The sequence below is a fragment of the Streptomyces bobili genome (genome assembly GCF_002154575.1).
Lineage (GTDB): Bacteria > Actinomycetota > Actinomycetes > Streptomycetales > Streptomycetaceae > Streptomyces > Streptomyces bobili.
In genome coordinates, this window is sequence record NZ_MUBA01000182.1 from 1 (window position 1) to 21,816 (window position 21,816).

The 21,816-nt window shown below is 66.4% G+C and carries 21 protein-coding genes and 2 pseudogenes; 15 read left to right on the forward strand and 8 right to left on the reverse strand.

The genetic code is table 11. From position 1 onward, the window contains the following. The 4 genes from BZL64_RS42175 to BZL64_RS15585 all read left to right on the forward strand — a co-directional run. Window positions 1-53, forward strand: a 53-nt coding sequence (locus BZL64_RS42175; RefSeq protein WP_208639453.1) for an SEC-C metal-binding domain-containing protein, incomplete at its 5' end; no start/stop codon positions are given. A gap of 335 nt (window positions 54-388) precedes the next feature. Beyond that, a complete protein-coding gene (locus tag BZL64_RS15575) occupies window positions 389-1,942 on the forward strand; it encodes an ATP-binding protein (protein ID WP_086769788.1) in 1,554 nt (517 codons plus the stop codon). Window positions 1,943-1,990: 48 nt separating this feature from the next. Beyond that, entirely contained in the window at window positions 1,991-4,984 is a 2,994-nt protein-coding gene (locus tag BZL64_RS15580; RefSeq protein ID WP_086769789.1) for a Z1 domain-containing protein, read from the forward strand. Window positions 4,985-5,123: 139 nt separating this feature from the next. Continuing rightward, complete coding sequence (locus BZL64_RS15585) at window positions 5,124-5,585, forward strand: very short patch repair endonuclease (RefSeq protein WP_086769790.1); 462 nt, start codon at window positions 5,124-5,126, stop codon at window positions 5,583-5,585. Here BZL64_RS15585 and BZL64_RS15590 read toward each other — a convergent pair. From BZL64_RS15590 to BZL64_RS15605, 4 genes are all read right to left on the reverse strand, one after another. Continuing rightward, complete coding sequence (locus BZL64_RS15590; RefSeq protein WP_086769791.1) at window positions 5,517-6,866, reverse strand: DNA cytosine methyltransferase; 1,350 nt, start codon at window positions 6,864-6,866, stop codon at window positions 5,517-5,519. The two genes, BZL64_RS15585 and BZL64_RS15590, sit on opposite strands and share 69 nt — an antisense overlap. 112 nt (window positions 6,867-6,978) lie before the next feature. Beyond that, the gene (locus tag BZL64_RS15595) at window positions 6,979-8,802 is read right to left on the reverse strand and encodes a DEAD/DEAH box helicase (RefSeq protein WP_086769792.1); all 1,824 of its coding nucleotides are present in this window, start codon (window positions 8,800-8,802) and stop codon (window positions 6,979-6,981) included. Beyond that, window positions 8,799-10,235: a ParB N-terminal domain-containing protein gene (locus BZL64_RS15600; RefSeq protein WP_086769793.1), complete on the reverse strand. Its 1,437-nt coding sequence runs from the start codon at window positions 10,233-10,235 to the stop codon at window positions 8,799-8,801. Before BZL64_RS15600 ends, BZL64_RS15595 begins: the two co-directional genes overlap by 4 nt. 25 nt (window positions 10,236-10,260) lie before the next feature. After that, window positions 10,261-10,950, reverse strand: coding sequence for a hypothetical protein (locus tag BZL64_RS15605; RefSeq protein WP_086769794.1), 690 nt, complete (start codon window positions 10,948-10,950; stop codon window positions 10,261-10,263). Between the two features lie 246 nt (window positions 10,951-11,196). On the opposite strand from BZL64_RS15605, the gene BZL64_RS15610 reads away from it, so the two are divergent. Further along, entirely contained in the window at window positions 11,197-12,099 is a 903-nt protein-coding gene (locus BZL64_RS15610; RefSeq protein ID WP_143663155.1) for a hypothetical protein, read from the forward strand. A gap of 60 nt (window positions 12,100-12,159) precedes the next feature. Here BZL64_RS15610 and BZL64_RS15615 read toward each other — a convergent pair whose 3' ends face one another. Continuing rightward, a complete protein-coding gene (locus BZL64_RS15615) occupies window positions 12,160-12,780 on the reverse strand; it encodes an ATP-binding protein (protein WP_086769796.1) in 621 nt (206 codons plus the stop codon). A 220-nt stretch (window positions 12,781-13,000) separates the two neighbouring features. Between BZL64_RS15615 and BZL64_RS15620 the strand changes: the two genes are divergently transcribed. The 5 genes and pseudogenes from BZL64_RS15620 to BZL64_RS15640 all read left to right on the forward strand — a co-directional run bounded on the left by BZL64_RS15620 (window position 13,001) and on the right by BZL64_RS15640 (window position 15,238). Continuing rightward, window positions 13,001-13,846, forward strand: coding sequence for a helix-turn-helix domain-containing protein (locus BZL64_RS15620; protein WP_086769797.1), 846 nt, complete (start codon window positions 13,001-13,003; stop codon window positions 13,844-13,846). Beyond that, a complete protein-coding gene (locus BZL64_RS15625; protein WP_086769798.1) occupies window positions 13,847-14,059 on the forward strand; it encodes a DUF397 domain-containing protein in 213 nt (70 codons plus the stop codon). It abuts the gene before it with no gap. Window positions 14,060-14,077: 18 nt separating this feature from the next. Continuing rightward, window positions 14,078-14,260: pseudogene (locus BZL64_RS41160) on the forward strand (Scr1 family TA system antitoxin-like transcriptional regulator); the annotation flags it as partial. After that, entirely contained in the window at window positions 14,257-14,469 is a 213-nt protein-coding gene (locus BZL64_RS15635; protein ID WP_341868804.1) for a DUF397 domain-containing protein, read from the forward strand. The pseudogene BZL64_RS41160 and the gene BZL64_RS15635, both read left to right, overlap by 4 nt. A 106-nt stretch (window positions 14,470-14,575) precedes the next feature. Next, window positions 14,576-15,238, forward strand: coding sequence for an HAD family hydrolase (locus BZL64_RS15640; RefSeq protein ID WP_086769799.1), 663 nt, complete (start codon window positions 14,576-14,578; stop codon window positions 15,236-15,238). Here the strand turns inward: BZL64_RS15640 and BZL64_RS15645 are convergent. Beyond that, a complete protein-coding gene (locus BZL64_RS15645; RefSeq protein ID WP_086769800.1) occupies window positions 15,219-16,493 on the reverse strand; it encodes an NsdA family TPR-like regulatory protein in 1,275 nt (424 codons plus the stop codon). The genes BZL64_RS15640 and BZL64_RS15645 overlap by 20 nt on opposite strands. Window positions 16,494-16,691: 198 nt before the next feature. Between BZL64_RS15645 and BZL64_RS15650 the strand changes: the two genes are divergently transcribed. The 3 genes from BZL64_RS15650 (at window position 16,692) to BZL64_RS15660 (ending at window position 18,681) form a co-directional block, all read left to right on the forward strand. After that, entirely contained in the window at window positions 16,692-17,186 is a 495-nt protein-coding gene (locus BZL64_RS15650) for a hypothetical protein (RefSeq protein ID WP_086769801.1), read from the forward strand. Between the two features lie 143 nt (window positions 17,187-17,329). After that, on the forward strand, window positions 17,330-17,773 hold the full coding sequence (locus BZL64_RS15655) for a glycine-rich domain-containing protein (RefSeq protein WP_086769802.1): 444 nt from the start codon (window positions 17,330-17,332) through the stop codon (window positions 17,771-17,773). Between the two features lie 71 nt (window positions 17,774-17,844). Further along, window positions 17,845-18,681 (forward strand): protein kinase family protein, encoded by an 837-nt coding sequence (locus tag BZL64_RS15660; RefSeq protein WP_086769803.1) that lies wholly within the window; start codon window positions 17,845-17,847, stop codon window positions 18,679-18,681. Window positions 18,682-18,797: 116 nt separating this feature from the next. Here the strand turns inward: BZL64_RS15660 and BZL64_RS15665 are convergent, their stop codons facing one another. Further along, the gene (locus BZL64_RS15665) at window positions 18,798-20,270 is read right to left on the reverse strand and encodes an alpha/beta fold hydrolase (protein WP_425276049.1); all 1,473 of its coding nucleotides are present in this window, start codon (window positions 20,268-20,270) and stop codon (window positions 18,798-18,800) included. Between BZL64_RS15665 and BZL64_RS15670 the strand changes: the two are divergent. Both BZL64_RS15670 and BZL64_RS15675 read left to right on the forward strand, forming a co-directional pair. Next, window positions 20,182-20,679, forward strand: a pseudogene (locus tag BZL64_RS15670) (hypothetical protein); the annotation flags it as partial. The gene BZL64_RS15665 and the pseudogene BZL64_RS15670 sit on opposite strands and share 89 nt — an antisense overlap. Further along, the gene (locus tag BZL64_RS15675; RefSeq protein ID WP_086769804.1) at window positions 20,679-20,990 is read left to right on the forward strand and encodes a hypothetical protein; all 312 of its coding nucleotides are present in this window, start codon (window positions 20,679-20,681) and stop codon (window positions 20,988-20,990) included. The pseudogene BZL64_RS15670 and the gene BZL64_RS15675, both read left to right, overlap by 1 nt. Before the next feature lie 231 nt (window positions 20,991-21,221). On the opposite strand, the gene BZL64_RS15680 is transcribed toward BZL64_RS15675, so the two are convergent. Beyond that, window positions 21,222-21,734, reverse strand: a complete 513-nt coding sequence (locus tag BZL64_RS15680; protein WP_086769805.1) for a DUF2267 domain-containing protein — start codon at window positions 21,732-21,734, stop codon at window positions 21,222-21,224. Window positions 21,735-21,816 lie beyond the last annotated feature (82 nt).

The window sequence follows — 21,816 nt, forward strand, 5'->3', positions numbered from 1 at the left end:
GTTCTTGTTGGTGTGGGTCGGGAAACCCGTACGGGGAGTGCCACGGGGCGTAACCGGCCTTGCACTTGGCCGTGGAAGCACGGTGGCCGATAGGCGGGCGGTCCGACCCGCGCTCGGACCCAGCGGCGCGCCCTGGACCGCCTGCGACGGTGCTGGGAGTTCGGACAGATCGGCCCCGTTGCCGGGATAGTTACAAAACGGCATATTCACGGAACACCATTGGCCAAAGCTGGCGGCGAATCAAGAAGAGATAAGGGACTTATCGCCCCCGTTCGGCATCCGCCTCCCCCTATGTCCAACCTTTGCAGTACGGTCACATTCTCCGTCTGTTGTATGTAGGGGGCTGCTAACTCGTGGAGCAGGCCCTGACCTGCGTCTTTGAGGAAGCATGGCCTACGAGCCCAGTACCGAATGGCAGTACGACGTCCCCACGTCCGGCAGCACGCACTTGCCTCCAGACGCCGGCTACGGGAGGGCCCTGACCAACCAGGGCTACGGCTTCGAGGTCGCCGTCGCTGACCTCATCGACAACTCCATTGACGCCCAGGCCGACAAGATCGTCGTCCACTTCCTGCGCGATGCCGACCGGATCCTGACCCTGCTGATCATCGACAACGGCAAGGGCATGGACGAAGAGAGCCTGGACGCCGCGATGACGGTCGGGCGCCGTCGCGACTACGGCAACGGTGCCCTCGGCATGTACGGCACAGGGCTCAAAGCCGCTTCCCTGTCCCACGCTTCCTCGCTCACCGTGGTCAGCCGCACCCGGCGCAGCCGCGCCGCAGGACGGCTCCTCACCGCGGAGGGCATCGAAGACGGCTTCCGCTGCGACACTGTCGACCCGCGGTACGCCCAGGAACTCGTAGACCGGTATGACGGGGTCATCGAGTGGCAGGGCACCATCGTGCGCTGGGATGGCGTGCGGGCCTTCGAGACCGTCGCGCGCGGCCAGAGCGACCAGTTCCTGTCGAAGGCGATATCCCGCCTTGAGACCCACCTCGGCCTCTACCTCCACCGGTATCTCCAGCGCGGGCTCAAGATCGACATAGCGGTGTGGGACGTTGGCAACGGAGGACAGGGCCTCGGTGAGGAAGTGGACCACATCGCCGTAGAAGCCCTGGATCCCTTCGGATACAAGGTTCCCGGCAAGGCCGGCTACCCCCGGGAGTTCATCGCCCCGGTGGAAAGCCTGGGTGAGCTGCGGCTGAAGGCCCACATCTGGCCGGCCAAGTCCAAGCAGGCTGGCTTCCGTCAGATCGGCGCCCTGACGGACCGGCAGGGGTTCTACTTCTACCGGAACGACCGCCTCGTGCAGGCTGGCGGATGGAACGGCTGGCGGAACTCCGAGGGGCACATGGTTCTCGCCCGCGTCGCGGTTGAGCTTCCGCCCTACGACAACAACGTTCTGAGCCTCGATGTGAAGAAGGAGAACGTCACCGTCACGCAGGCCTTCACCGACGGTCTCGACAAGGCGGTGGACTCAAAGGGGAGCACTTTCCGGAGCTACATCCTGGACGCCGAGACCGCCTATCGGGACGGTTCGCGGCGTAACGAGATCGTCCGCAAGCCTGTTACCGCCCCAGGCAAGGGCCTTGATCCGAAGGTCAAGCGGGTCATCAAGGAAGAACTGCCTGAGAAGCCGGGCGAGGATCCGATCGCCTTCGCCTGGGGCTCGCTTCCCCGTGACCAGTTCTTCGGGCTGAACCGCGAGCGCAACATCGTCATCCTGAACAAGGCCTACCGGGAGGACTTCAGCGACGGCAGGCGGGGTGGAGCGAACGACGCTCCCGTGACGAAGACTCTGCTCTACCTGCTCCTTGAGGACTGCTTCGGACTGGGCCGCTGGGAACGCAGTCGCCAGGACCGGCTGGACTACTGGAACACCATCCTCATGGCCTCGGTGGAGGCGCAGCGCATCCGGCGTGCCCAGCCACTTTCCTGACGCCAGCGACAAATCCGCTATGCCTCTGCCCCTGACCGAGGACTCCACATGAGTGACAACCCAGCCACCGTGCTTCTGACGATTCACACGGACGCACTGGCCGGCATGAGGAGCGCGCCCAAGCATTTCGCGAAATGGGCCGCTCTTGCCGCCGACGAGGACTACCCGGACGCCGACCTGACCGAGGAACTGTTCCACACCTACCTCGTCAGCGGCGATGAGGCCCTCACAGCCCTCTGGAGCCGTCACCTCACCGCCTGGGACTTCGTGGAGAGCCCTCACTGGGCGCTGGCTACGTCCGCCCGGACCGATGAGCGCCGCGCAGCTGTGTACGACCGGCTCCAGTTCGGCAGTGACCTCCGCAAGGCGCTGGATGACGCCGTACCTGTGGCGAGGATCGCGGGGCCCACAGTGATCACGCGCGAGTTCACTCCTTGGTACACCCCTGAACGAGCGGCCTCCCGTTCCTTCTACTGGACCTCCTACGAGAGGAAGCTCCGCGCCAAGGGCTGGTCCGACGCCGCGGTCGCGAGCCTCGATGAGGCGAGCCGGGCGGTCGTGGAACGCCTCACCGATCCAGAGCAGTCGGCGACGCGACAGGCGAAGGGCCTGGTTGTCGGGTATGTGCAGTCCGGCAAGACAGCCAACTTCACGGGTGTCGCCGCCAAGGCGATCGACGCCGGGTACCGCCTCGTGATCGTGCTCGGCGGCACCCTCAACCTGCTGCGTGCTCAGACTCAGCGTCGTCTCGACATGGAGCTGATCGGCCAGGAGAACATCCTGCGGGGCGCGGACATCACGGACCTGGACTCCCTCGTAGGCGTGGACTACGTGGGTGACGACGATGCGGACTGGGACGAGTTCGTCCAGCACGGGGCACGCCCGTCCGTCCTCGGTGCGTTCGACATTGAGCGGCTGACGACTCGCGACAAGGACTACAAGAGCCTGGCGCAGGGCATCCGGGCTCTTGAGTTCGAGAAGCGGGAGCCGACCCGTCCCCTGCATGACCCGGCGAACATCCACCACGCCGCAGCCCGCATTCTGGTGGTGAAGAAGAACAAGTCCGTACTGACCAAGCTGGTCAAGGACCTCAAGCAGATCCATGGGCTGCTCGGCGAACTGCCCGCTCTGATCATTGATGACGAGTCCGACCAAGCCTCCGTCAACACTCTGGACCCGAAGAAGTGGGAGCAGGGCAGGCCTGAGCGCACGGCTATCAACGGGCTGCTCTCCCAACTCCTGGAACTGCTCCCGCGCGCACAGTACGTCGGCTATACGGCGACCCCGTTCGCCAACGTCTTCATCGACCCCGGCGACGACGGCGACATCTTCCCCAGCGACTTCCTGATCTCGCTGCCTCGCCCCGCTGGGTACATGGGCGCCCAGGACTTCCACGATCTGGACTCGGCGATACCGGCAGAGGAACGCACATACGCCAACTCCCAGCAGAAGGCGCACATCCGGGATGTCTACGAATCCACGGGTGACCGGCTCCAGGAAGCCATGGACTCCTTCGTCCTCTCCGGAGCGCTCAAGCTGTACCGAGCCGATCACGGAGTTCCTGACGGCCCATTCCGCCACCACACGATGCTCGCGCATCAGTCCGTCCGGCAGGACGATCACGCAATCCTCGCGCTGCGGATCAACTCCATGTGGCATCAGGCGGGTTACAGCTCGGCCGCCGGCCACGAGCGCCTCGCCGCACTGTGGGCCTCGGACTTCGCTCCGGTCAGTAAGGCGCACGCCTCGGATCTCCCCTCCCCCGCCAGCTACGAGGCGCTGCGCCCTTACGTGAACGCCGCACGTCAACGAATCGGCTCAGGCGGGCAGCCAGTCATCGTCGTGAACGGAGACTCGGACCGCTACTTCGAACAGCTAGACCTCGACTTCGACCGGACACCGCACGTCTGGAAGATCCTCGTCGGCGGCACCAAGCTCTCCCGCGGCTTCACCGTGGAAGGTCTGACGATCACCTACTACCGGCGCACCACCCAGCAGGCGGACACGCTGATGCAGATGGGCCGCTGGTTCGGCTTCCGGCCGGGGTACCGGGATCTGGTCCGGCTCTACATTGGCCGAGAGGAACCCTTCGGCCGCGATAGGTTCGCTGACCTGTACGAGGCCTACGAGGCGATCTGCCGTGACGAGGAAACGTTCCGGGAGCAGCTGGCCCAGTACGCCACCGTGGTGGACGGCAAGCCGCAGATCACGCCCGCGCAGGTGCCTCCCCTCGTAGCTCAGCACCTGCCCTGGATCAAGCCTTCCGCCCGGAACAAGATGTTCAACGCGGAGCTGGTCGAGATCCGGTCGCCCGGCCGGCCCGTTGAACCTGCCGCGTATCCGCAGAACCACATGGCGATCAAGCGGAACACCGAGCGGTGGCGCCCCCTGCTGGACGCGCTCAGCACAGACCCGGTCGCCTTCACCAATCCGCCGGACGACTCCAGCTCACTCGCGCGCAACTTCGAGGCGCTTACCGGCACCGTCACACACAGCGCCCTTGTCAGCACCTTGTCGCAGCTCGAATGGGAGCGTCCAGGCCACTTCGATCCGCATCTGACCTATCTCAGCCAGCTCGACGGCACCCTCGCCAAGGTTGAGGACTGGCAGCTCATCTCCCCTCGCCTTGCCTCGGGCACCCGCGTTGAGGCACGGGTACTCGGCTCACTGCCGCTGTCCCTCGTCCGTCGAACCCGGCAGTCCGGAAAGGCGTCATTCGGCCGCATCGCCAGCGTCGAGCACCGCATCGCGGCGCAACGCCTGATCGACAATGCGGGTGCGTCACCCGAGGTACGACCCCAGAGCGTCGGCATCGGGCCTACGACAGGGGTGGTGCTCCTGTACCCCGTCGTGGAGGGGGACAGCCACAGCCACGTCCAGGCAGCCGTACAGAACGGCTCGGCCGACCCGTCCAAGATCGTGATGGCCTTCACCCTGATCCCGCCGGCCTCAGCGGTGAGCGCTGATCGCCGTCTGGTGCGATTCCGTGCCAAGAGTTCGCGGTACGCCTCTGCGGCGACGATTCCGTCCGACACACCCTGAGCCTCCTTCCGTCCGCGAGCATCGGGGCCGCCCCGCAACTGCTGGGGCGGCCCCGATGCCCTCAGGCGGCCCCTCGGCCCGAAATCCCAAGCAGCACCGGACGCCCCGCAGCCATCCGCAGCCGTCTACGCTCTGAGGCGTGCCCGATGATCCGACATGGGAAGCGCCGCCAGGCTCCTGGGCGTCGTCTGCTGCCCGCCGCCGCAACATGCAGGCGATCCGGAGCCGCGACACAAAGCCCGAACAGCTAATCCGCCGCCTGGTGCATGCTCAGGGCCTGCGGTACCGGGTGGCCGCTCGTCCGTTGCCGGACCTTCGCCGGACGGCTGACCTGGTCTTCCGTCCCGCCAAGGTCGCCGTATTCATTGACGGATGTTATTGGCACGGGTGCCCAGAGCATTACGTGGCGCCGAAAACGAACCCCGGTTACTGGTCGGAGAAGGTTCTGCGAAACATGGAGCGAGACCGGGATACTGACCAAAAACTCACAGAAGCGGGGTGGCTCGTGCTCCGCTTCTGGGAGCACGAGCCTTCAGACGCCTGCGCTGACAAAATCGCCGACGCGGTTCTCTCTCGGCGTCTGGGACTCGGAAGTCCCTGATACCGGAAAAGACATCTGCTCAGGAGCCATGTCCGGAGATGAGGAATCACCCGGCTCCATCTCATACGCACCGAGCAGTTCCTCCCGCTGTTCCGGACGGAGGACGGCGGCAATCGCCCGGCCGACAGCTTCTGCGACGGGAGGCGGAAACGCGTTTCCCACCTGTCGATATCTGGCAGTCTTCTTGCCCTGGAAATTCCACCCACGCGGAAATCCCTGAATGATGGCCGCCTGCTCTACCGTCAGCATGGGACCAGCCGGACGGAAAAGATCTCGCTCAGGATCGCATTCATCCCGGTCATTCGCGACACCCATGGCATCCACTCCCATGGCAGCCCACGCACGCTTGGCCCTCGTGGGCCCCAGGTCCGCGCCGCCATGTTTCTTCGACCCGCCTACCAGCGTAGGTGCCACACCCTTCCCAGCCGCTGCGGCTTTTTCAGCGGACTCAAGCCAGTCATAGTAGATGTCCCTACCGGTACGGTCCCCGGGAGAGGCATCAGCCCCTCGCTGATTCTTGTCCCAAAAATCACCGCAGCGTTCCCGCATGGTCTTTTCCAGCTTTTCCGCCACCGTCGCTTCTGTCCCCAGCAGGCGCTTTGGCCACGCGAACGCTGGAGCACCTTCCTTGAGAAGATCACTGCGAATCGCAACCAGAATGGCACGCGGACGCAGCTGCGGTACACCAAAGTCGCTCGCATCAAGCCGACGCCAGACCTTGCGCATAACCGCGTCCTGATTGGCCGGAAGCCAGGTCGTATCAACCTGAGGAACCGAGTATCCGGCCTCCCGCAGATCTTTCAGAATGTCGTTGCGGTAATCAATGAAGACCTCGGGAGGTTCAAGAATGCCGCGTACATTCTCAATCATGACCGCCTTGGGCATCAGATCTCTGACGATCCTCAAGGCATCCGGGAAGAGGTCACGCTCATCGTCACGGCCGAGCCTTTTACCCGCCAAGGAGAAGGGCGGACAGGGAACGCCACCCGCAAGCAAATCGAGTTCGCCTTCCTTGAGCCCAAGGCTCTTGTGAACCTTGGATCCAAGAAATTCTTTTACATCCATAGGATCGATGCTCTGAGCCCGCTTCGCGCTCCATCCAGGCCAGCCAGCTACGTTCGCCCGAAGCGTTTGCACCGCATGCCGATCCCATTCGACAAGCGCCCGGTGATCGAAGCCGGCGTTGTGCAGCCCAACGGCTTGCCCGCCGGCCCCCGCACAGATCTCGATCGAGGTCAGTGGCGGGGTGAACCGCGGGCGCTTCCGGCCGCTGGCGCGCATGGGCGCTCCTCCTGGTGTACTGAAAACAAGCGTCGTTCTGCCGAGGCAACGATCAAGCATGCCTCAACACCCCAGGAGTCTCCCAAACTGATTCGTCAAGGGCCAGCGATCCTCATGTAGCGATCCTCATGTGACGCAACAGGGCTTCGATGTCAGCCGCCGCGAGGCCAGCCGCCACGGATGGCTCTTCTTGCAGGTCAGCGAGCTGCTGCACCGTGGGGTCATCAAGGATCTTGCCCATGAACTCGAGTTTCCTCTCGAGTCGCATCGCGACCACCTCGTCAATGGTCTTCCTGACGCCCAGCACGGTGACCCGAGTATCCGTCCCCGGGGCGAGGCCGAGGCGATGGATCCGGTCAAGGCTCTGAAGGAACCGGCCGGCCATGAAGTCCCTGTCCACGTAAACGGCGTCGTGGCACACGTGGTGCAGGCTGATCCCCTCTCCCAGGGTCGCCGGGTTCGAGATCAGCACCATGCAGCTCGGGTCTTCGCGGAAGCGCCTGAGCTGTTCGTCACGGTCGGGCGTCCCCCCGTACACAACAGCCGGGCTGTACTTCCCCAGCATCTGTTCCAGGGTCGTCAGACTCCTGACGAAGGTCGTCCAGACCAGCGTCTTACGGCCCTGCGCCGCGTTCTCGGCGACTATCGTCACCGTTTCCTTGTATTTGGGCGACAGCTCGTAATCCGGCAGGTTCTGCATCAGCGAGTAGAGAGAGCTGCCTTGCGGGATATCCAGCGGCGGCAGCTGATACGCCAGCGGCTCGTACCGCGTCCCCCCTTCGAGAAGCAGAGCCGGGCTCGTCGCCGCCATGAGCAGCCGCAGTGCCGTCTTGCCGAGCGAACTGAGGTCATCGCGGGCAGACCCATTGCCCATGCCGCCCATCAGGGAGCTGTAGATCTCCTCGTGCAACGGCGGCATGTCGACGTAGCGCATCCTGAGGTGCACGGGCGGCAGGCCCAGCTCCTGCTTCGTCGTCCGGGTGAACAGCGGTCGCAGCACGGAGCTGGCATAGGCCAGGTCCCCGCCCGCCACGGCTTGCACCACCGTCCGCTGTCCGTGTCCTGGCCAGACGAAGCCCAGCAGGTTCTCCAGGTCCTTAGAGCCGTTCGGCGCCGGCGTACCGGTGAGGATCATCCGCCGCTCGGCCAGAGGCCCGAGTGCCATGCACGCGGCACCGTAGGTCCCGCGCGCACCGAGCTTCATCCTGTGGGCCTCGTCCAGGATGATCATCGATGGTGCCGCCTTCAGCCAGCTGGCCAGAGTGGGCAGTGAGCGGTCCAGACGCTCGTAGTTGACGATCAGCACCTCCGCCCACTGATCCATCGAGCCGTCGAGGACGTGGGTCCGAAGCGGGTAGCGGAAGCAGACAGCCGTCTCGTAACGCCAGGACTCGTAGGCAGACTTGGGGCACACGACCAGGACGCGGCTCACCCGCTCCTGCGTCTTCTGCGCCGCGTACACCGCCAGCGCAACCCGGGTCTTCCCCGCGCCGGGGACACTGAAGTTCGCTCCGTGCTGGAGAGAGAGCAGCTTCGCGATGTCACGGAGCTGGAACTCGCTGAGCGACGCGTCCCACGTATCTCCCAGCAAGCCGGGGACATCGCTGGGCGAAAGCTCACCGCGCGGCTGGGTGCCTGCGAGGCGCTCCTTGACCGTGTTGGCGTCCCTGACAACGCCCGACACCAGGTTCCGCAGCTCAGGAGCCCATTCCACTCCCTCGCGGTGCGGCCAGCCGCCGAGCACCGCCAAGTCAGTGAGGAGTTCGTCCAGGGCGACAGACGCGGTGAGCGGGCCAAGCTGGCCGCCCGAGCGGAATCGGGCGGCCAGCTGGACGAGATCCGGCTGGTACTGGTCAGTCGTCCTCAGAACAACGCGTGTACGCGTCTCGTCGAATCCCAGGTGCAGGGACGTTCCCCCGTTCGTACCGTCGCTCAACGGGAACCCTCCGCGGCCACGGCCTCCAGCAACCAGGCCACACCGTCGCCGGGGGTGGGCAGCCCTCGCCCAGCCTGCTGGGCGAGCTTCCGGAGGCTGCTGCGCAGCTTCAGGACAGCCTCGTCGAAGACCTCCTCGTCAAGGCTGTGCGACGTACGGGCCTGCACCAGGTCCATCACGCACTGGTCGATGCTCGCGCAAGCCTCCGCGAGGCGTGCGGGAGCCATCTGCTTCCGCTTCCTCAGACGGGCGTTACGTCCGGCGGACTCGATCGCCTCGTCGAAGGCCTTCCTGGCCCCGTCGAGCACGGCCTGGTCCTGGGCCTTGTCGTGGTCAGGCAGGTCCGGCGCCGCGCTGCGGACGGCCGCGCTGGCCCGGAGAATCTGGTCGTTCAGGGCCCTTGCCTCGGACACCACTGAGGAGGTCGCCGGCACCGTGAGGTCGAGACCCGGGATCGAGATCTCATCCGGCTGGGACGCGTCAGAACCACTTACGGCCAGCGCCGACGGCAGCGACCGCGTCAGATACCCCTCCTTGAGGAACTCCTCGTCGATGTGCCGCACATCCGTCTTGGAGAAGTCGAGGAGGATCGCGGCCAGGCGGAATTCCTTGAGCACCTCGGCCTGGTCACGGTCCACGGATTCCAGCTTGAGGTACAGGCGGTGCAGTTCCTTCAGCCGTTCCTGAGCACCCTCCCAGTCGACGAGCCTGAGCGCGACGCCACCGCCGCTCTTGCTGCGGTCGATCAGCTCCCGGATGGTGCTCAGAATCCACCTCTCCTGGTGATAGGTCTTCACCTGGATACGGAAGTCCTTGGCGATCTGTTCCGGCGTCCGTCCGAGGGAGGCCTGTTCCTCCATGGCCAGCAGCCTGTTGATGTATGAGTAGTCGCGGCGGTGGTCCTTGCGCAGCTGGAGCGACAGCTCGACGGCGTTGATGTCCGCCCAGGTGAACGACTCCGGCAGGACACCCACCCTCATCGACTGCACGCCCAGGTCACGGAGGGCGGCGGCACGCGTGTTGCCGTTCACCAGCACTCCGTGGTGCGTCACCAGGCCGGGGTCGTTCTGGCCGAACTGGTTCAGGCTGTCATGGAGCTTGTCGAACTCCGGGTCACGCAGGTTCGGATCAGTCGGCGAGGCCTTGAGGAGGAACGTCAGGTAGTCCTGGCTCTCGGCACTCCACGGGTCCTTCTCCAGAGCGTCATCCCGTGCGGCGTCGTGGCTCCGCTGAGCACGGATACGGTGCGTTCCGGGGTTGAAGTAGAGGCCGCTGAGCGGCAGGTCGATGACCTCGACATGGGCCTGCTGCTCGTTCCAGTCGACGGTAACGGTCTCCCTGGTGCCGCCGGCCGCCTTGACCTCCTCAACCTTCTTCTTGATCAGTTCGCTGAACTCGGCCGCCCTCGGCGGCGGCGGGAACTCCCGCAGCATCGCTTTTCTCCGTCCCGTACTTCGCCTAGTCGTCCATGTCGTCGAGAGCGTCCGCGACCGTCTTCCGGGACTCTTCCGGAAGGGTCCGCAGAAGGCCCCAGAGCTTGTCCAGCGGACTCAGAGTGCGCCGGTCCGCAGCCATCCAGCCGGCCAGAGTCAGGCGCTCGACGGGAGACAGGGCCTCCACCATGTCCAGTACGGCGCCCAGGTCAACCTCGCGGTCGGATCCGCCCAGACCGCAGCGCTTGCACTCCGTGACGAGCTGGAACTCGGCCTGACCCTCGGAGAGGAACACCTTGCGGCGGGCCACGTTCAACTGCGCCTGCTCGACGCCGTCTCCGTACTCTTCACCGACGCCGATACCGCACGTGCGGCACAGGTAGTTGTCTCCCTGGAGGACCTTCGTGCGCTGCGCGGGAGTGAGGCTGCTCTTGTGCTTGGGTGCCTTCGCCTGGCCGGGGATCCACACGTCGGCTCCCCGCGTCACGAGCCGCTGCTCCTGCTGCTTCAGCTCAGCGTCTTCGCGACTCGTGTCGATGCGCCAGCCGTACGTCCGCAGGTCCCGGAGCCGCCTGTCGATCTGGGCCACCTCGGGAAAGGCCTCACGCAAGGCGGCCTTCGTGAAGATGTTCCCTTCCCCCACGACGGTCACCAGCCACAACGCGGCCCGAGCCATGCTTCCCAGCTTCTTGTCCTGCCAAGACGGCAGCGTCATCCATCGCCTCCGGTCACAAGTCGTGCGGCACGCAGGCCACATAAACCGCATAAAGCACACATGTGCCTCATACGTGGTCTTGCGCCCCCCGTTCCTCGGGCGCTTCCTCTAGTCGACACCAGGTACCGAATGGAAGTCCAGCGCTAGAACACTTGCTCCGGAATACGCAAGAACACCAACTCCAGCCATCTAATGCACAATTGCTGAACCCGAGGGCACTTCTCGACTTCCAGAGAGCATGAGGGCATGTCCATGACACGCACGGGCGGTTCCATGGCACCGAGCTGGATTGACAAGGAATTCCGCAGCAACGTTCCGCCTGGCAGGCAAGCTCTCGCCAAGGCCTTGCAACAAGTGTGCCGCCACCTGACTCCGGCGAAAAGCACCAGGAATCGAATAACTCAGGCGAAAGCCGCTGAACACCTCAGATGCAGTGAAAGCGCCTTGTCCAGGGCCCTCAGCGGGCACTCACTTCCCGGCTTTGACCTGGTCGAGAGCTTCTACAAGCAGGCGTGCGCTGACGCAGGGAGCGAAGACGCCATCAGCATCAGCCTTGAAGAGTTGCGGACCCTCCACAGCGAAGCCAGGACTGAGAAGTGTCACAACTGCGCCGTCCTGGAGGTGGAGATCGACGACCTCACCCAACAGCGACAGGAGTGGGAGAGCGAGTGCTCAGCGCTCAGGCAAGCAGTCGCCGAACTGGACAACCTCAGGCGTGAAGTGGCCGAACAGAAGGCTGCCGTAGCGAAACTGAAGGCGGCCAGAGCCGGCTTGCAAGCGCGTCTCGCTACCCGGTCGTCGTCAGCTCAGCTGCCGGTCCCCCGCCGGAAGGGGGACCGGCAGCTGATGCGGAACGACATGACCTCAGCGCGGCTAATCGCACATCAGGCCGGAAAACTGGAAAGGGACCGAGGGCCTGAAACCGCACTGACCCTTCTGCGTCAGACCGCCGAGGCACTCAGTCCTCTCGAGATGGCGACACTCCTCATCCTGCTTCGCGAGCAACGGGACGACCGGCTCGCCGACAACGTGATCCACATCTACGGCCGGGACCAGAGTTACCAGGACGTTCTGCACGCGACGCTGACACTCCATGAGCATGGCGCCACCGAGGACGCCGGCGCCATGCTGCGGGCGGCACTGACCTGACGCCGGCGGCGTGCAGACTTCTCCGCTCTCAGAGAAGCCTGCACGTACGGGCACTGGCAACTAGGCAGCGCTCGCCTCAGCCTCGTAATGCATCTGAGCCCGGTCCAGGAAGTCATCCGGGTCATGACCGCGGGCGGCGGTCCAGTGAAGAAGGTCTGCGATCAGTTCGATCGCAGACTCTTCAAGGCCCCTTGTCCGAAGGACTGGCGCGCCGCGAGTCCCTTGATAGTTCTCCAGGGCTTCCGTCGCCCGCTCCACACGACGGCATCCGCCCTGAGCGCTGAGCGCGATCTCGCACCAGACCGCCTTGCCTGCCGCTGTCAGCATCGTGCCCCAGTCCATGGCCAGCGAGGTGAGCAGATGGAGACCGCGCCCGCACTCCTGATCGCAATCCGGCGTCCTGAGTGCCGGGCTCACGGTGCTCCTGTCATGGACTTCGAGCCGGAGCCGCTTGCCCCGCAATTCGAGGATCAAGGTCGCGGACGTGCCCTCGCCGACATGCTTGACCACATTGGTGGCCAACTCCGTGACCAGCAGTTCCGCCTCGTCCACGGCGACAGGCGTACCCCAGCGGTTCAACTGCCTTACTGCGGCTCTACGTAAAAGGCGCACTTCCGCCGGCGCCGCCTCAAAGGGCAAGACGCAGCGGAGTCCGGGTTCAGTGACGTCGTAGCCGGGCATGGCCGGCTCCTCCCTCCCAGGCCACGCACATGCTGCGCCTGCCGTATCTGTACGACTGCACTGCGTAGCGGTCTGAGAAGGGGCATGGCACGGAGAAGTCTTGCTGTGTAACTTCTCACGAGAATCCATCGAGTGAATCTGATGACCGGCCCTCCTCCCGCTGCCTAGCCTGATGAGGATCTCCGGGCCTCTGCCGCCCGGCGCATGGCGAAGGAGCCGCATGTCCGACCGGACCACTACCCGCCGCCGCCAACTGGGCGCAACGATGCGTAAGTTGCGCGCTCGCAAAGGGCTCACCCTTGAGGAGGCCGGAAGGCTTGTCGGCGTATCCAAAGCAACGATCAGCCGGTATGAGACGCAGGCCGGCCCGGTCAAGTGGCTCGTAGTCGACGCCCTGTGCCGCGAGTACGACGCAACCGAAGCCGAGCGCCGTGCCGTTGTCGCCATCGCCAAGAACGCCAAGCAGCAAGGCTGGTGGAGTTCCTTCTCCGATTCCATCCCGGAGAGCATGAACCTGTTGCTGACGCTGGAGGACGAGGCCGTACGCGAGAACCACTTCGCCTGTGTCTACGTCCCCGGACTCTTGCAAACCCGCGCCTACAGCACTGCCCTGCAGAAGGCCAACGAGATCCCCCTGGAGGCATCGGAGATCGACCGCCTGGTCGACATCCGCATGAAGAGGCAGGAGATCCTCACCCGCCCAAAGCCACTTCGTATGTGGGCGATCCTCGACGAGTCGGTGATCCGGCGAGTGGTCGGCTCACCGGAAACCATGCGAGACCAACTCGACCGGCTTCTTGAGGCGAACGAGTCCCCTCACATCACCCTCCAGGTATTGCCCTTCGCCAAGGGAGCCCACGGCGCCGCGCTGGGAAGTTTCGTCATCATCGGCGGTGTCGAACCAGCCCTCGACGTGGTCTACGTCGACTTCCACACGGGCTCACTCTTCCTGGAGAAGGACGAGGAACTTGAGCGATACAGACTTGCGTTCGAGTACCTCCAGGCACAAGCGTTGGACATGGACGCCTCCTCGTCTCTGATCCACCGTGCCCGCAAGGAGCTGTGAATGTCCGCCGGTCCTCAGCCTGCATCCGAACCCGCCTGGTTCAAGTCCTCGTACAGCGGCGCCAACTCGACGGAGTGCGTGGAGACGGCCTTCGCGCCCGCCGGTGTACTCGTACGGGACTCCAAGTCTCCCGACGGACCTCATCTCGCGGTGTCGGCCGAGGCGTGGCGAAGGTTCGTGGGTGTCTCCGTGCGGTGCGGCGCGGGATCGTAGACGAGGGTTGCGTCGCGCTTCCCTGCCCCGGAAGACCCCGACATCGTCTACCGGGACGGCATCACCGATGCGGACTACCTGGAGGGCGAGCATCATGTCCGGGAGTACACCCGGGCGTTCGACGGTCTACGGGCCGCGGCCCTGAGTCCTCAACGTTCGGCCCAGTTGATCGAGTCGATTTCGAAGGAGTTTGCCACGTGAGCAATGCAATCCGCGGCGGCGACAGCCGTCCGATGTGGTTCACGTCCTCGTACAGCAATGGGGCGGGAGGGGAATGCGTCGAGTGCGCGCCGAGCGGGCGCGGGGCGCTCGTGCGTGACACGAAGAGGTCGGGGGATCTCGTTGTCAGCGTCGGGAGCGAAGCCTGGCGCTCGTTCCTGCGTGCCGTGCGGGAGGGCACCCAGGGCTGAGGGCGAGCGGGAGCGGTTGCGGCGCACTGTACCGATCCCAGGCCCCACGCCCGTGCATGAGGGACTCCTGAGGCACAACAGCCCACGCCTCAGTACCCTGCGCATCATGATTCGTGCAGTCGTCTTCGATGTCGGTGAGTGTCTGGTCGACGAGACCCGTGAGTACGGGACGTGGGCGGACTGGCTGGGGGTTCCTCGGCATACCTTCCATGCCATGTTCGGGGCCGTCATCGCTCAGGGGCGTGACTACCGGGAGACCTTTCAGGAGTTTCGGCCTGGGTTCGACCTGTACGAGGAGCGCGAGAAGCGGGCTGCTGCCGGGCAACCCGAGACGTTCGGGGAAGCGGATCTGTACGGGGACGTACGGCCGGCCTTGGCTGAGCTTCGGAGTGATGGGCTGTGGCTCGGGATCGCCGGTAACCAGACCGTGCGGGCCGGACGAATTCTTCGTGAGCTGTTCTCCGGTGACGTCGATCTGATCGGTACGTCGGACGACTGGGGGGCCAGCAAGCCTGATCCCGAGTTCTTCAAGCGCGTCGCCGACGCTGTGCCGTTCGACGTCGGCTCGATCCTCTACGTCGGAGATCGGTGCGACAACGACGTCCGCCCTGCCGTGCAGGCGGGGATGCACACCGCGCTCGTGCGGCGCGGTCCTTGGGCCACCATCCAGTGGAACAGTCCCGAAGCCGAGGAGCTGCCGACGTTCCGCGGCGACAGCCTCCTCGAACTGCCGCAAAGGATTCGGGACTTCAACGGTTCAGGGCGCTGACAGTCGTCCGCCAGTCGTACAGGCGGTCATCGAGGTCACGGACGCAGCGCTCGTGCTGGTGAGGCGCCAGCATCCGGCGAACCTCACGTATACGGTCCATGCCGGTGGCGTACCAGGTGAGGGCGAGTTGATCCAGAGCCTGGACCGCGTACGAGCACGCCCGCTGCGGTTCTCCGGCTGCCGCCTCGACAGCGGCCAGGTCGCCGAAGATGACCGAGCGCTGCTTGTCCTCCGTCGGTGTCATGGCGTCAAGAGCCACCAACAGAGTTTCTCGAGCCTGTGGGAGATGGCCCGCGATGAGCTGCGTGTTTCCCTTGAAGGCCGCCAGACGGGCGGGGGAGAACCAGTCCATCCACGCGGGCGAGGGGTTCTCGTCGCCCGCCTTCAGCACGTCTTCGGCGTGACCGATCAGGTGGAGGGCAGTGCGGGGGTTGCCACAGCGGGTCTCGCACTCGGCTTCCACCGCGTCGAGCCAGGCGAGGAACTCGGCTGACGCGGGAGCACGCCGCGCGTATGTACGCGCCGCCGTCATGCGTTCCGAGGCTCCGTCGCGGTCGCCTGCCCATCCCGGGACGAACGCCATGTGCGCGATGATCGCCGAGCCGAGCAGTTGGTCATCGGCCTCTGCCGCGGCTTGCAGAGCCATCAGGAGAGTCTCGTTGGCCGTACTCGGTTCGCGCAGGTCGAAGAACTCGATTCGTCCTGCGAGGAGGTAGCTCTCGGCGAGAGCCGCCGCGACGGTTCGCCGCGTGGAGTCCGTGGTCTCAGGAAGCAGTGCGCAGCCCAGCGCGGTGTGCGCGACGACCGCCGGATGAAGCGTGCTGGGGGCAACAGACCAATAGAGCCTGCGGTGGGATCGCGTCACCACCTCGAAGTCCGCTCCCGCGGTGTGCGGTTGAGGTGCTGCCACAGCACGCCCGTGTGTCACGGCCAACCCCAACGCCGCCGCGCCGCTCGCGACGAACGGGCGTCGAGCGTTACCGGGCTGCGGCCTTGTGGAGCCCCATGGGGCTGTGAAGCCGAGCGACTCCATGTTCTGGCCCAGCAGGTGGGTCAGCACGCGCTGGCAGTCCGGTTGCGGCCACGGCGGACTGTCCGACTCCCAGCGGCGGACCTGGCGCACTCCCACCGACAGCCCACGAATGCCCAGTCGCTTCGCACTCTCGGTCAGGGCGTCGGCCAGGTCCTGTTGGGAGTTGAAACCGGCAGCCACGCGAGCGGCTTTGAGACGAATGTTGCCTGTGGATCGAGGCATGGTGGCACCTCCTGATGACGCAGACTCGGCGCAACCATCCCACAGCAAGTCCCATATAAGACACCGTGTCACCCCCAGGGAGTCGGGCAGGCCCTGTTCAAGCCCTGACCAGGACCTCTGGAAGTCCTCGATTGTCACGAAGCGCTCCTGGAATCTGTATGTCCTGCCCGGCCGCAGTTCCACAACAGGGAGCACGCCATGGACACGCAAGCAGCCTTGGACAAAGCCATCGTCGGGTGGCTCGCTCGGGCACATCCTGCGCCGGACCGGGCGCGTATGGACTGGGCGGCACAGGGCGTGGCGTTGTTGCCGCTCGGCGTGCACTTCGCTGCCGTTCGTGTCGCGGCCGACCTAGTCCATTCCGCGGTCGGGTCCAACGATGCCGACGAGGTGGCTGTGGGGCTCGGGGAATTACTCGGCGGTTCGATCATCTACGACCGTCGGGCCTCGGGCGGGACGTACTACGCCCTGATCCAGGGGCATGCCGGCCTGGTCTGGGCGTACGGCGATTTCGCCCCCTGTCTCGGGCATGGCAGCTATCTGGGGGTGCCGCGCCTCGACCATCAACAGCCCCCTGGCACGTACTGGGTGGTGCCACCCCGGTACGAGGGCGACTTGTGCGCGCCGCGATCCATCGTCGCCCTGGTCCGCAGGGGGCGGTCGCGGCTCGTGGAACCGGCACAAGCCTGCTGACCGGCCGTCCTGAGCGGGCGCCGATTCTCCGGCTCCTGCCCCCGCTCGGGGCGGCCTCCAAGTCCACTCCCGATCGTCTGCCAGGTCAGTTCGGCGATCGGGCGGCGTAAGAGCCCTGCACCACTCACACCAGGAGACAGCACATGACGGCAACGACGAACGATCAGAAGACCGGGCGCGCGGTTGCGGGTGAGGAACTGTTCGAGAGCCTCGCCCACTTCGTGGTCACCCACAACGGACAGTCCCCCGAGCGTGCCGAACTCATCGCGGACCAGGCAGTCGCGTTCGCGCTCACGGCGGCTACCGCCACGGTCCCCATGGTTCCGTCGGACGACGTAGACCTCGGCCTCCACGCGCTTATCCTGCACACGAAGGAATACGCCGCCCTGTGCGAGCAGCACGCGGGCCGCTTCCTGCACCACAACCCGAAGCCGGGCGGAGGGAGCCGTGACCCGGAAAGGGTCGCCGCCTCGGCGCGTGCCATGAAGGCAGCCGGGTTCGTCGTCTTCGACGACCTGTGGACCGTGAACGGCACGAACCTCGCACAGTGCGACTCGGACTGCGGCCGCCCTTACGGTCAGGCGTAGCTCACAGCGACAGCAACGCGGCCGGCCTCCGCTCGTCGGCCGGCCGCGCTCGCCAGGAAGGAGCTACGACTTTGTCCAACTCGACCTCTGACCTGCCGATCGTCGTGCTCGACGCGCTCACGCCGACAGCACAACGCCTGGTCATCGACCGGCGGGGCTCCACCGTCTGGGAGGTGGACAGCCATCGCGGCCGGTACGCCGTGAAACTCGGCTATCCGATTGAGGCTACGGCCGACTGGCCTGCCCAACCCTGGACTGCGCTCGCGCCTGCGCGCGAGGGCGCCGTGCTACATCGCCTCGGCCACCACGACATCGCCTACGGCGAATGGGAGCGCGGCAGTTGGAACTTCCAGCCGTGGCACGAAGGGCCCGACCTGTACGCGCTCTGGGAACCCTGCCGCAGACCGAACTCGTCGATCGCCCCGGGCACCGGCGTCGCGCTGGGATGCGTCCAGGTGCTCGCCGAACTCCATGCCAAAGGCTGGGCACACGGTGACGTGCAGCCTGCCCACTTCATCGTCGGGCCGGAGCGGACGCACCTCATCGATCTCGCCCTCGCACGGGGCGGACACGTGCCCGAGGGATACGACTTCCCGTTCCGCGGCTGCCTCGTCCACTACGAAGCACCGGAGATCGCCCGCAGTGTGCTCGACACCGGCAAAGCCGAGCCGACGCAGGCAGCCGACATCTACGCCCTCGGCGCCACCCTGCTCATCTCCGCCACCGGCTGGCGAGCGGTCGAGTACCCGGACGACGCCCCACGCCCCGTACAGCGAGAAGCCGTGGCGAACGGCCGACGCCGCCCCGTGAAGGCGGCCGGTGAGCTGGGCCGACTGATCGACGCGATGCTCAGCCACGCTCCCGAGGACCGACCGACGATCTACGAGGTGAGCAAAGGCCTGGGCTGATGCCGCCGAAGCCCCGCTGGACTGAAACTGCGCAATGTGCGCCGGTCCTTGAGCGCATCAAGGCTCGGCAGGAACACCGTGGATCTTCAACAAGCCCAACTCTCGGAGGCCCTGGATCACTGGAGTCGGTGACTGCTTCGGCCCCGGTGAGCCCGCCCCCTCCCCGCCGCCGCCCGCACCCGCCGCGTACGGCCGTGTTCCGCCAGGTACGTCAGTACGGCGGCCGGGATCCCCGGTGTCTCGGTGAGTCGGCGTTGGAGCCAGTCCGAGGCCGCTGACAAGGTCGCCGGGTCGCAGGTGTCGGACGTGGTCAGGGCGTGGATGTGGGTCCACTCGCTGAGGCGGGTGAGGAGGAAGGGGGGCGGGGTCGGGCCCAGGGCCTCCCTCACTCCGTCCGCCCATTTCTGCCAGGCGGCTGGCGGGGAGCCGTGCAGGGCTTCGCCCCGGCGGTTCATATGGCGGATCACCGCCGCGACGGCCATCTGGCGGTCCGGGTCGGTGAGGATTCGGCGGATCAGGGCCGGTTCCTCGGAGGGTGAGGTGTCGGCCAGGGCACGGATGTACTCGGCGTACCTGGCGTGTTCGGCCGGCTCGGGGGCGGGGGGCCGCCGTATGTGGGCGCGTGTCGCTTCGTAGAGGGCGGTCGGGTTGTCCAGGTGGACGTCGTGGGCCGCGTTCGGGACGGTTGTCAGGGTGGTGTCGGCCGGGCGGTGGGCGTGCATCCGTTCCGCCTCCTCCTGCCGCAGCACGCCCCGTTCGGCTCGGATCACCAGGGTGGGGCAGGTGATCCGGGACCACTGTTCCCAGTAGCCGTCGGGGGAGAGGGAGAGTGCCTCCACCGCCGCGATCATCGTGTCCCGGTCGACTCGGGCGTGGCCGCCGTCCGGTCGCCAGTCCAGGCCGTCGGCCCACTTGTCGTGGCCCAGGAACGCCGTTGCCTCGGCGCGGGAGGGGAAGGGCGTCGGCCAGCTGTCCAGCCAGTGCGCGATCTGCGCGGGCAGGTCCGGCGTACGGCCCGCCGGGCCCGCCTCCACCAGGATCAGGGACGCCACCCGCGAGGGGTGATCCGCTGCGGTCAGCAGGGCCGTCAGGCCGCCCAGGGACTGGCCGAGGAGGACCGCCGGGGGCAGGGACAGGTGCGTCAGGAGGCTTACGGCGTCCCGCACCGCCGCCCGTCTCGTCACGTCGGCCGGGGTGCGTGTGCTGTCGCCGTGGCCGCGGGCGTCGTAGCGCACCACGCGGTGGCCGTCGGTCAGGAGGCGGGCGGTCAGGTCGTCCCACTCGCCGAGGTGGCCCGCGAGGCCGTGGAGGAGGACGACGGGGAGTGCCGTCGGGTCCGGGTGCGGCGGGGTGTCGTCGCGGTAGGCGAGGCGGGTGCCGTCGGGGGTGGTGAGGTACGCGGTCAACTCCGGGCCTGCCTGTCCTGGTGGTCGCTCGGCGGATGCCCACAGCGTCTCCCCCGCCCCGCTGCCACCGCCAGCGGATTTGCCGTACGTCGGTTCGGGGTTGCCGCCGGACATGGTCGCCGGTATCGCGTGGCAGGAGATCGGAGGACAGCCCGGCATCCTGGACGACATGACCGACACCATCCGCGAACAGGCGGACTCTCCCCTGAGCCCGATCGCTCCCGAGAGCCTGCCGTGGCGCCTCGGCGGTGACCCCGACAACACGTCCATGGGCCCCATCGCCATCCAGGTGCGTCGTGGCGCCGAGGTCCTCGGGTACGACCCCGAGCACCTCACCGACCAGCAGCGCGGCACGGTGGAGACAGCCCTGCAGGACCCCGGGCAGAACATCTTCATCGCCTCGGAGTACCTGGCCCAGCTCAAAGCGGAGAGCGAGTTCGCCGATGTGCCGGCCGAGGAGATGACACCGGCCCAGTACCAGGAACTCGCCGCGCGTTACAACGGCGGGCCGTACTGGCAGACCGACGACGCCCAGGCCTACGGGCGTGGGTTCGCGAACGATCTGAACGAGGCAAGGAACGCACTGCGCTGATGACCAGCCCTTCCCCCGTGGACGACGACCGCGGCTGCCTGCGCCTGGTCCTCGCCGTACCCCTCACCCTGCTCACCCTCATCGCCACGTACTTCTGCTGGACGGCATTGACCATCACTCCGTCCGGTACCTGGGACGACGACGCGTACGCCGGAATCGTTCTGTCGTGCGTCGTCACCATCGGGTCCGCCGGAGCCGCGGCGGCGCTCTGGCTGGTGCCTTCGGTACGGAGAGCCATGCCGTGGTGGTGGATCCTTCCGGCTCTGCTGTTGGGCGCGGTCGCGGGACTGCGCTGGGGCGTGGGCGGTTAGGCAGGAACGTCTCGGCCCGGATACCGGCCGGCGACCTGCCTGCCTGCCTGCCGGTCGTACCTCGCGTGCTCCGCGGGCTCGGGCTCCGGGTAGGGGCGCGTCAACTCGGGGACCTGCCTGTTCCGGTCGCTCGGCGGATGCCCACAGCGTCTTCCCCGCCCCGGTGCCGCCGCCAGCGGATTTGCCGTACGTCGGCGGCGGCGGGCGGGAGAGGGAACGGCGGCGTGCGAGTCAGGATGTGCGGGAGGCCAGTTCCGCTCGGCCGAACAGCAGGGCGTATCCCGGAGGGAGTTGGGACAGGACTCGGTCGGTCAGGTCGTCGCCGATCAGGTTCGGCAGGACACCGAGGACCGAGCTGACGTCCCAGCGGGCCGTGGCGGGGGTGGCTCCCTCGATCCGGGTCGCCACCATGTCGACGAACTCCTGCGCCGACTGGGGACGGGTCGCCGGGATCTGCGACGCGATCACTCTCGCCGCCTCCCTCGGGAGCGCGCGGGCCAGGGCCACGCGCTCGTCGCCGGTGACATGGCCGCCCAGCGCGGAGAGGACGATGCGGGTGACGCGTTCGGCCTCGGCGGTGGTCGGGTACTGGCCCGACTCCCGTACGGACGCGATCAGTTGACTCCAGTCCCGGTTCCCGTGCCTGCGGTGGCCGTCGTCCTCTTCCCTCACTGTCGGGCGTACTGGTACGGGCCGCTGCGGGGCCGGGATCGTCGTCCTCGGCGTCTGCGCGGTCGTCGTCATCGTCGGGCTCCTCCTCTGAGTCCGGTCCGGTGCGGTGGTTCCGTGTGGTGCGGTGTGTGCCTCCCGTGGCCCCGAGAACCGG

Bases quoted from the DNA above. Each gene is read 5' to 3' on its own strand.
- BZL64_RS15575 (WP_086769788.1), top strand. From the start codon at position 389: ATGGCCTACGAGCCCAGTACCGAATGGCAGTACGACGTCCCCACGTCC.
- BZL64_RS15580 (WP_086769789.1), top strand. From the start codon at position 1,991: ATGAGTGACAACCCAGCCACCGTGCTTCTGACGATTCACACGGACGCA.
- BZL64_RS15590 (WP_086769791.1), bottom strand. From the start codon at position 6,866: ATGCGCGCCAGCGGCCGGAAGCGCCCGCGGTTCACCCCGCCACTGACC.
- BZL64_RS15600 (WP_086769793.1), bottom strand. From the start codon at position 10,235: ATGCTGCGGGAGTTCCCGCCGCCGCCGAGGGCGGCCGAGTTCAGCGAA.
- BZL64_RS15605 (WP_086769794.1), bottom strand. From the start codon at position 10,950: ATGACGCTGCCGTCTTGGCAGGACAAGAAGCTGGGAAGCATGGCTCGG.
- BZL64_RS15610 (WP_143663155.1), top strand. From the start codon at position 11,197: ATGTCCATGACACGCACGGGCGGTTCCATGGCACCGAGCTGGATTGAC.
- BZL64_RS15615 (WP_086769796.1), bottom strand. From the start codon at position 12,780: ATGCCCGGCTACGACGTCACTGAACCCGGACTCCGCTGCGTCTTGCCC.
- BZL64_RS15620 (WP_086769797.1), top strand. From the start codon at position 13,001: ATGTCCGACCGGACCACTACCCGCCGCCGCCAACTGGGCGCAACGATG.
- BZL64_RS15625 (WP_086769798.1), top strand. From the start codon at position 13,847: ATGTCCGCCGGTCCTCAGCCTGCATCCGAACCCGCCTGGTTCAAGTCC.
- BZL64_RS15640 (WP_086769799.1), top strand. From the start codon at position 14,576: ATGATTCGTGCAGTCGTCTTCGATGTCGGTGAGTGTCTGGTCGACGAG.
- BZL64_RS15645 (WP_086769800.1), bottom strand. From the start codon at position 16,493: ATGCCTCGATCCACAGGCAACATTCGTCTCAAAGCCGCTCGCGTGGCT.
- BZL64_RS15650 (WP_086769801.1), top strand. From the start codon at position 16,692: ATGGACACGCAAGCAGCCTTGGACAAAGCCATCGTCGGGTGGCTCGCT.
- BZL64_RS15655 (WP_086769802.1), top strand. From the start codon at position 17,330: ATGACGGCAACGACGAACGATCAGAAGACCGGGCGCGCGGTTGCGGGT.
- BZL64_RS15665 (WP_425276049.1), bottom strand. From the start codon at position 20,270: ATGGTGTCGGTCATGTCGTCCAGGATGCCGGGCTGTCCTCCGATCTCC.
- BZL64_RS15675 (WP_086769804.1), top strand. From the start codon at position 20,679: ATGACCAGCCCTTCCCCCGTGGACGACGACCGCGGCTGCCTGCGCCTG.
- BZL64_RS15680 (WP_086769805.1), bottom strand. From the start codon at position 21,734: ATGACGACGACCGCGCAGACGCCGAGGACGACGATCCCGGCCCCGCAG.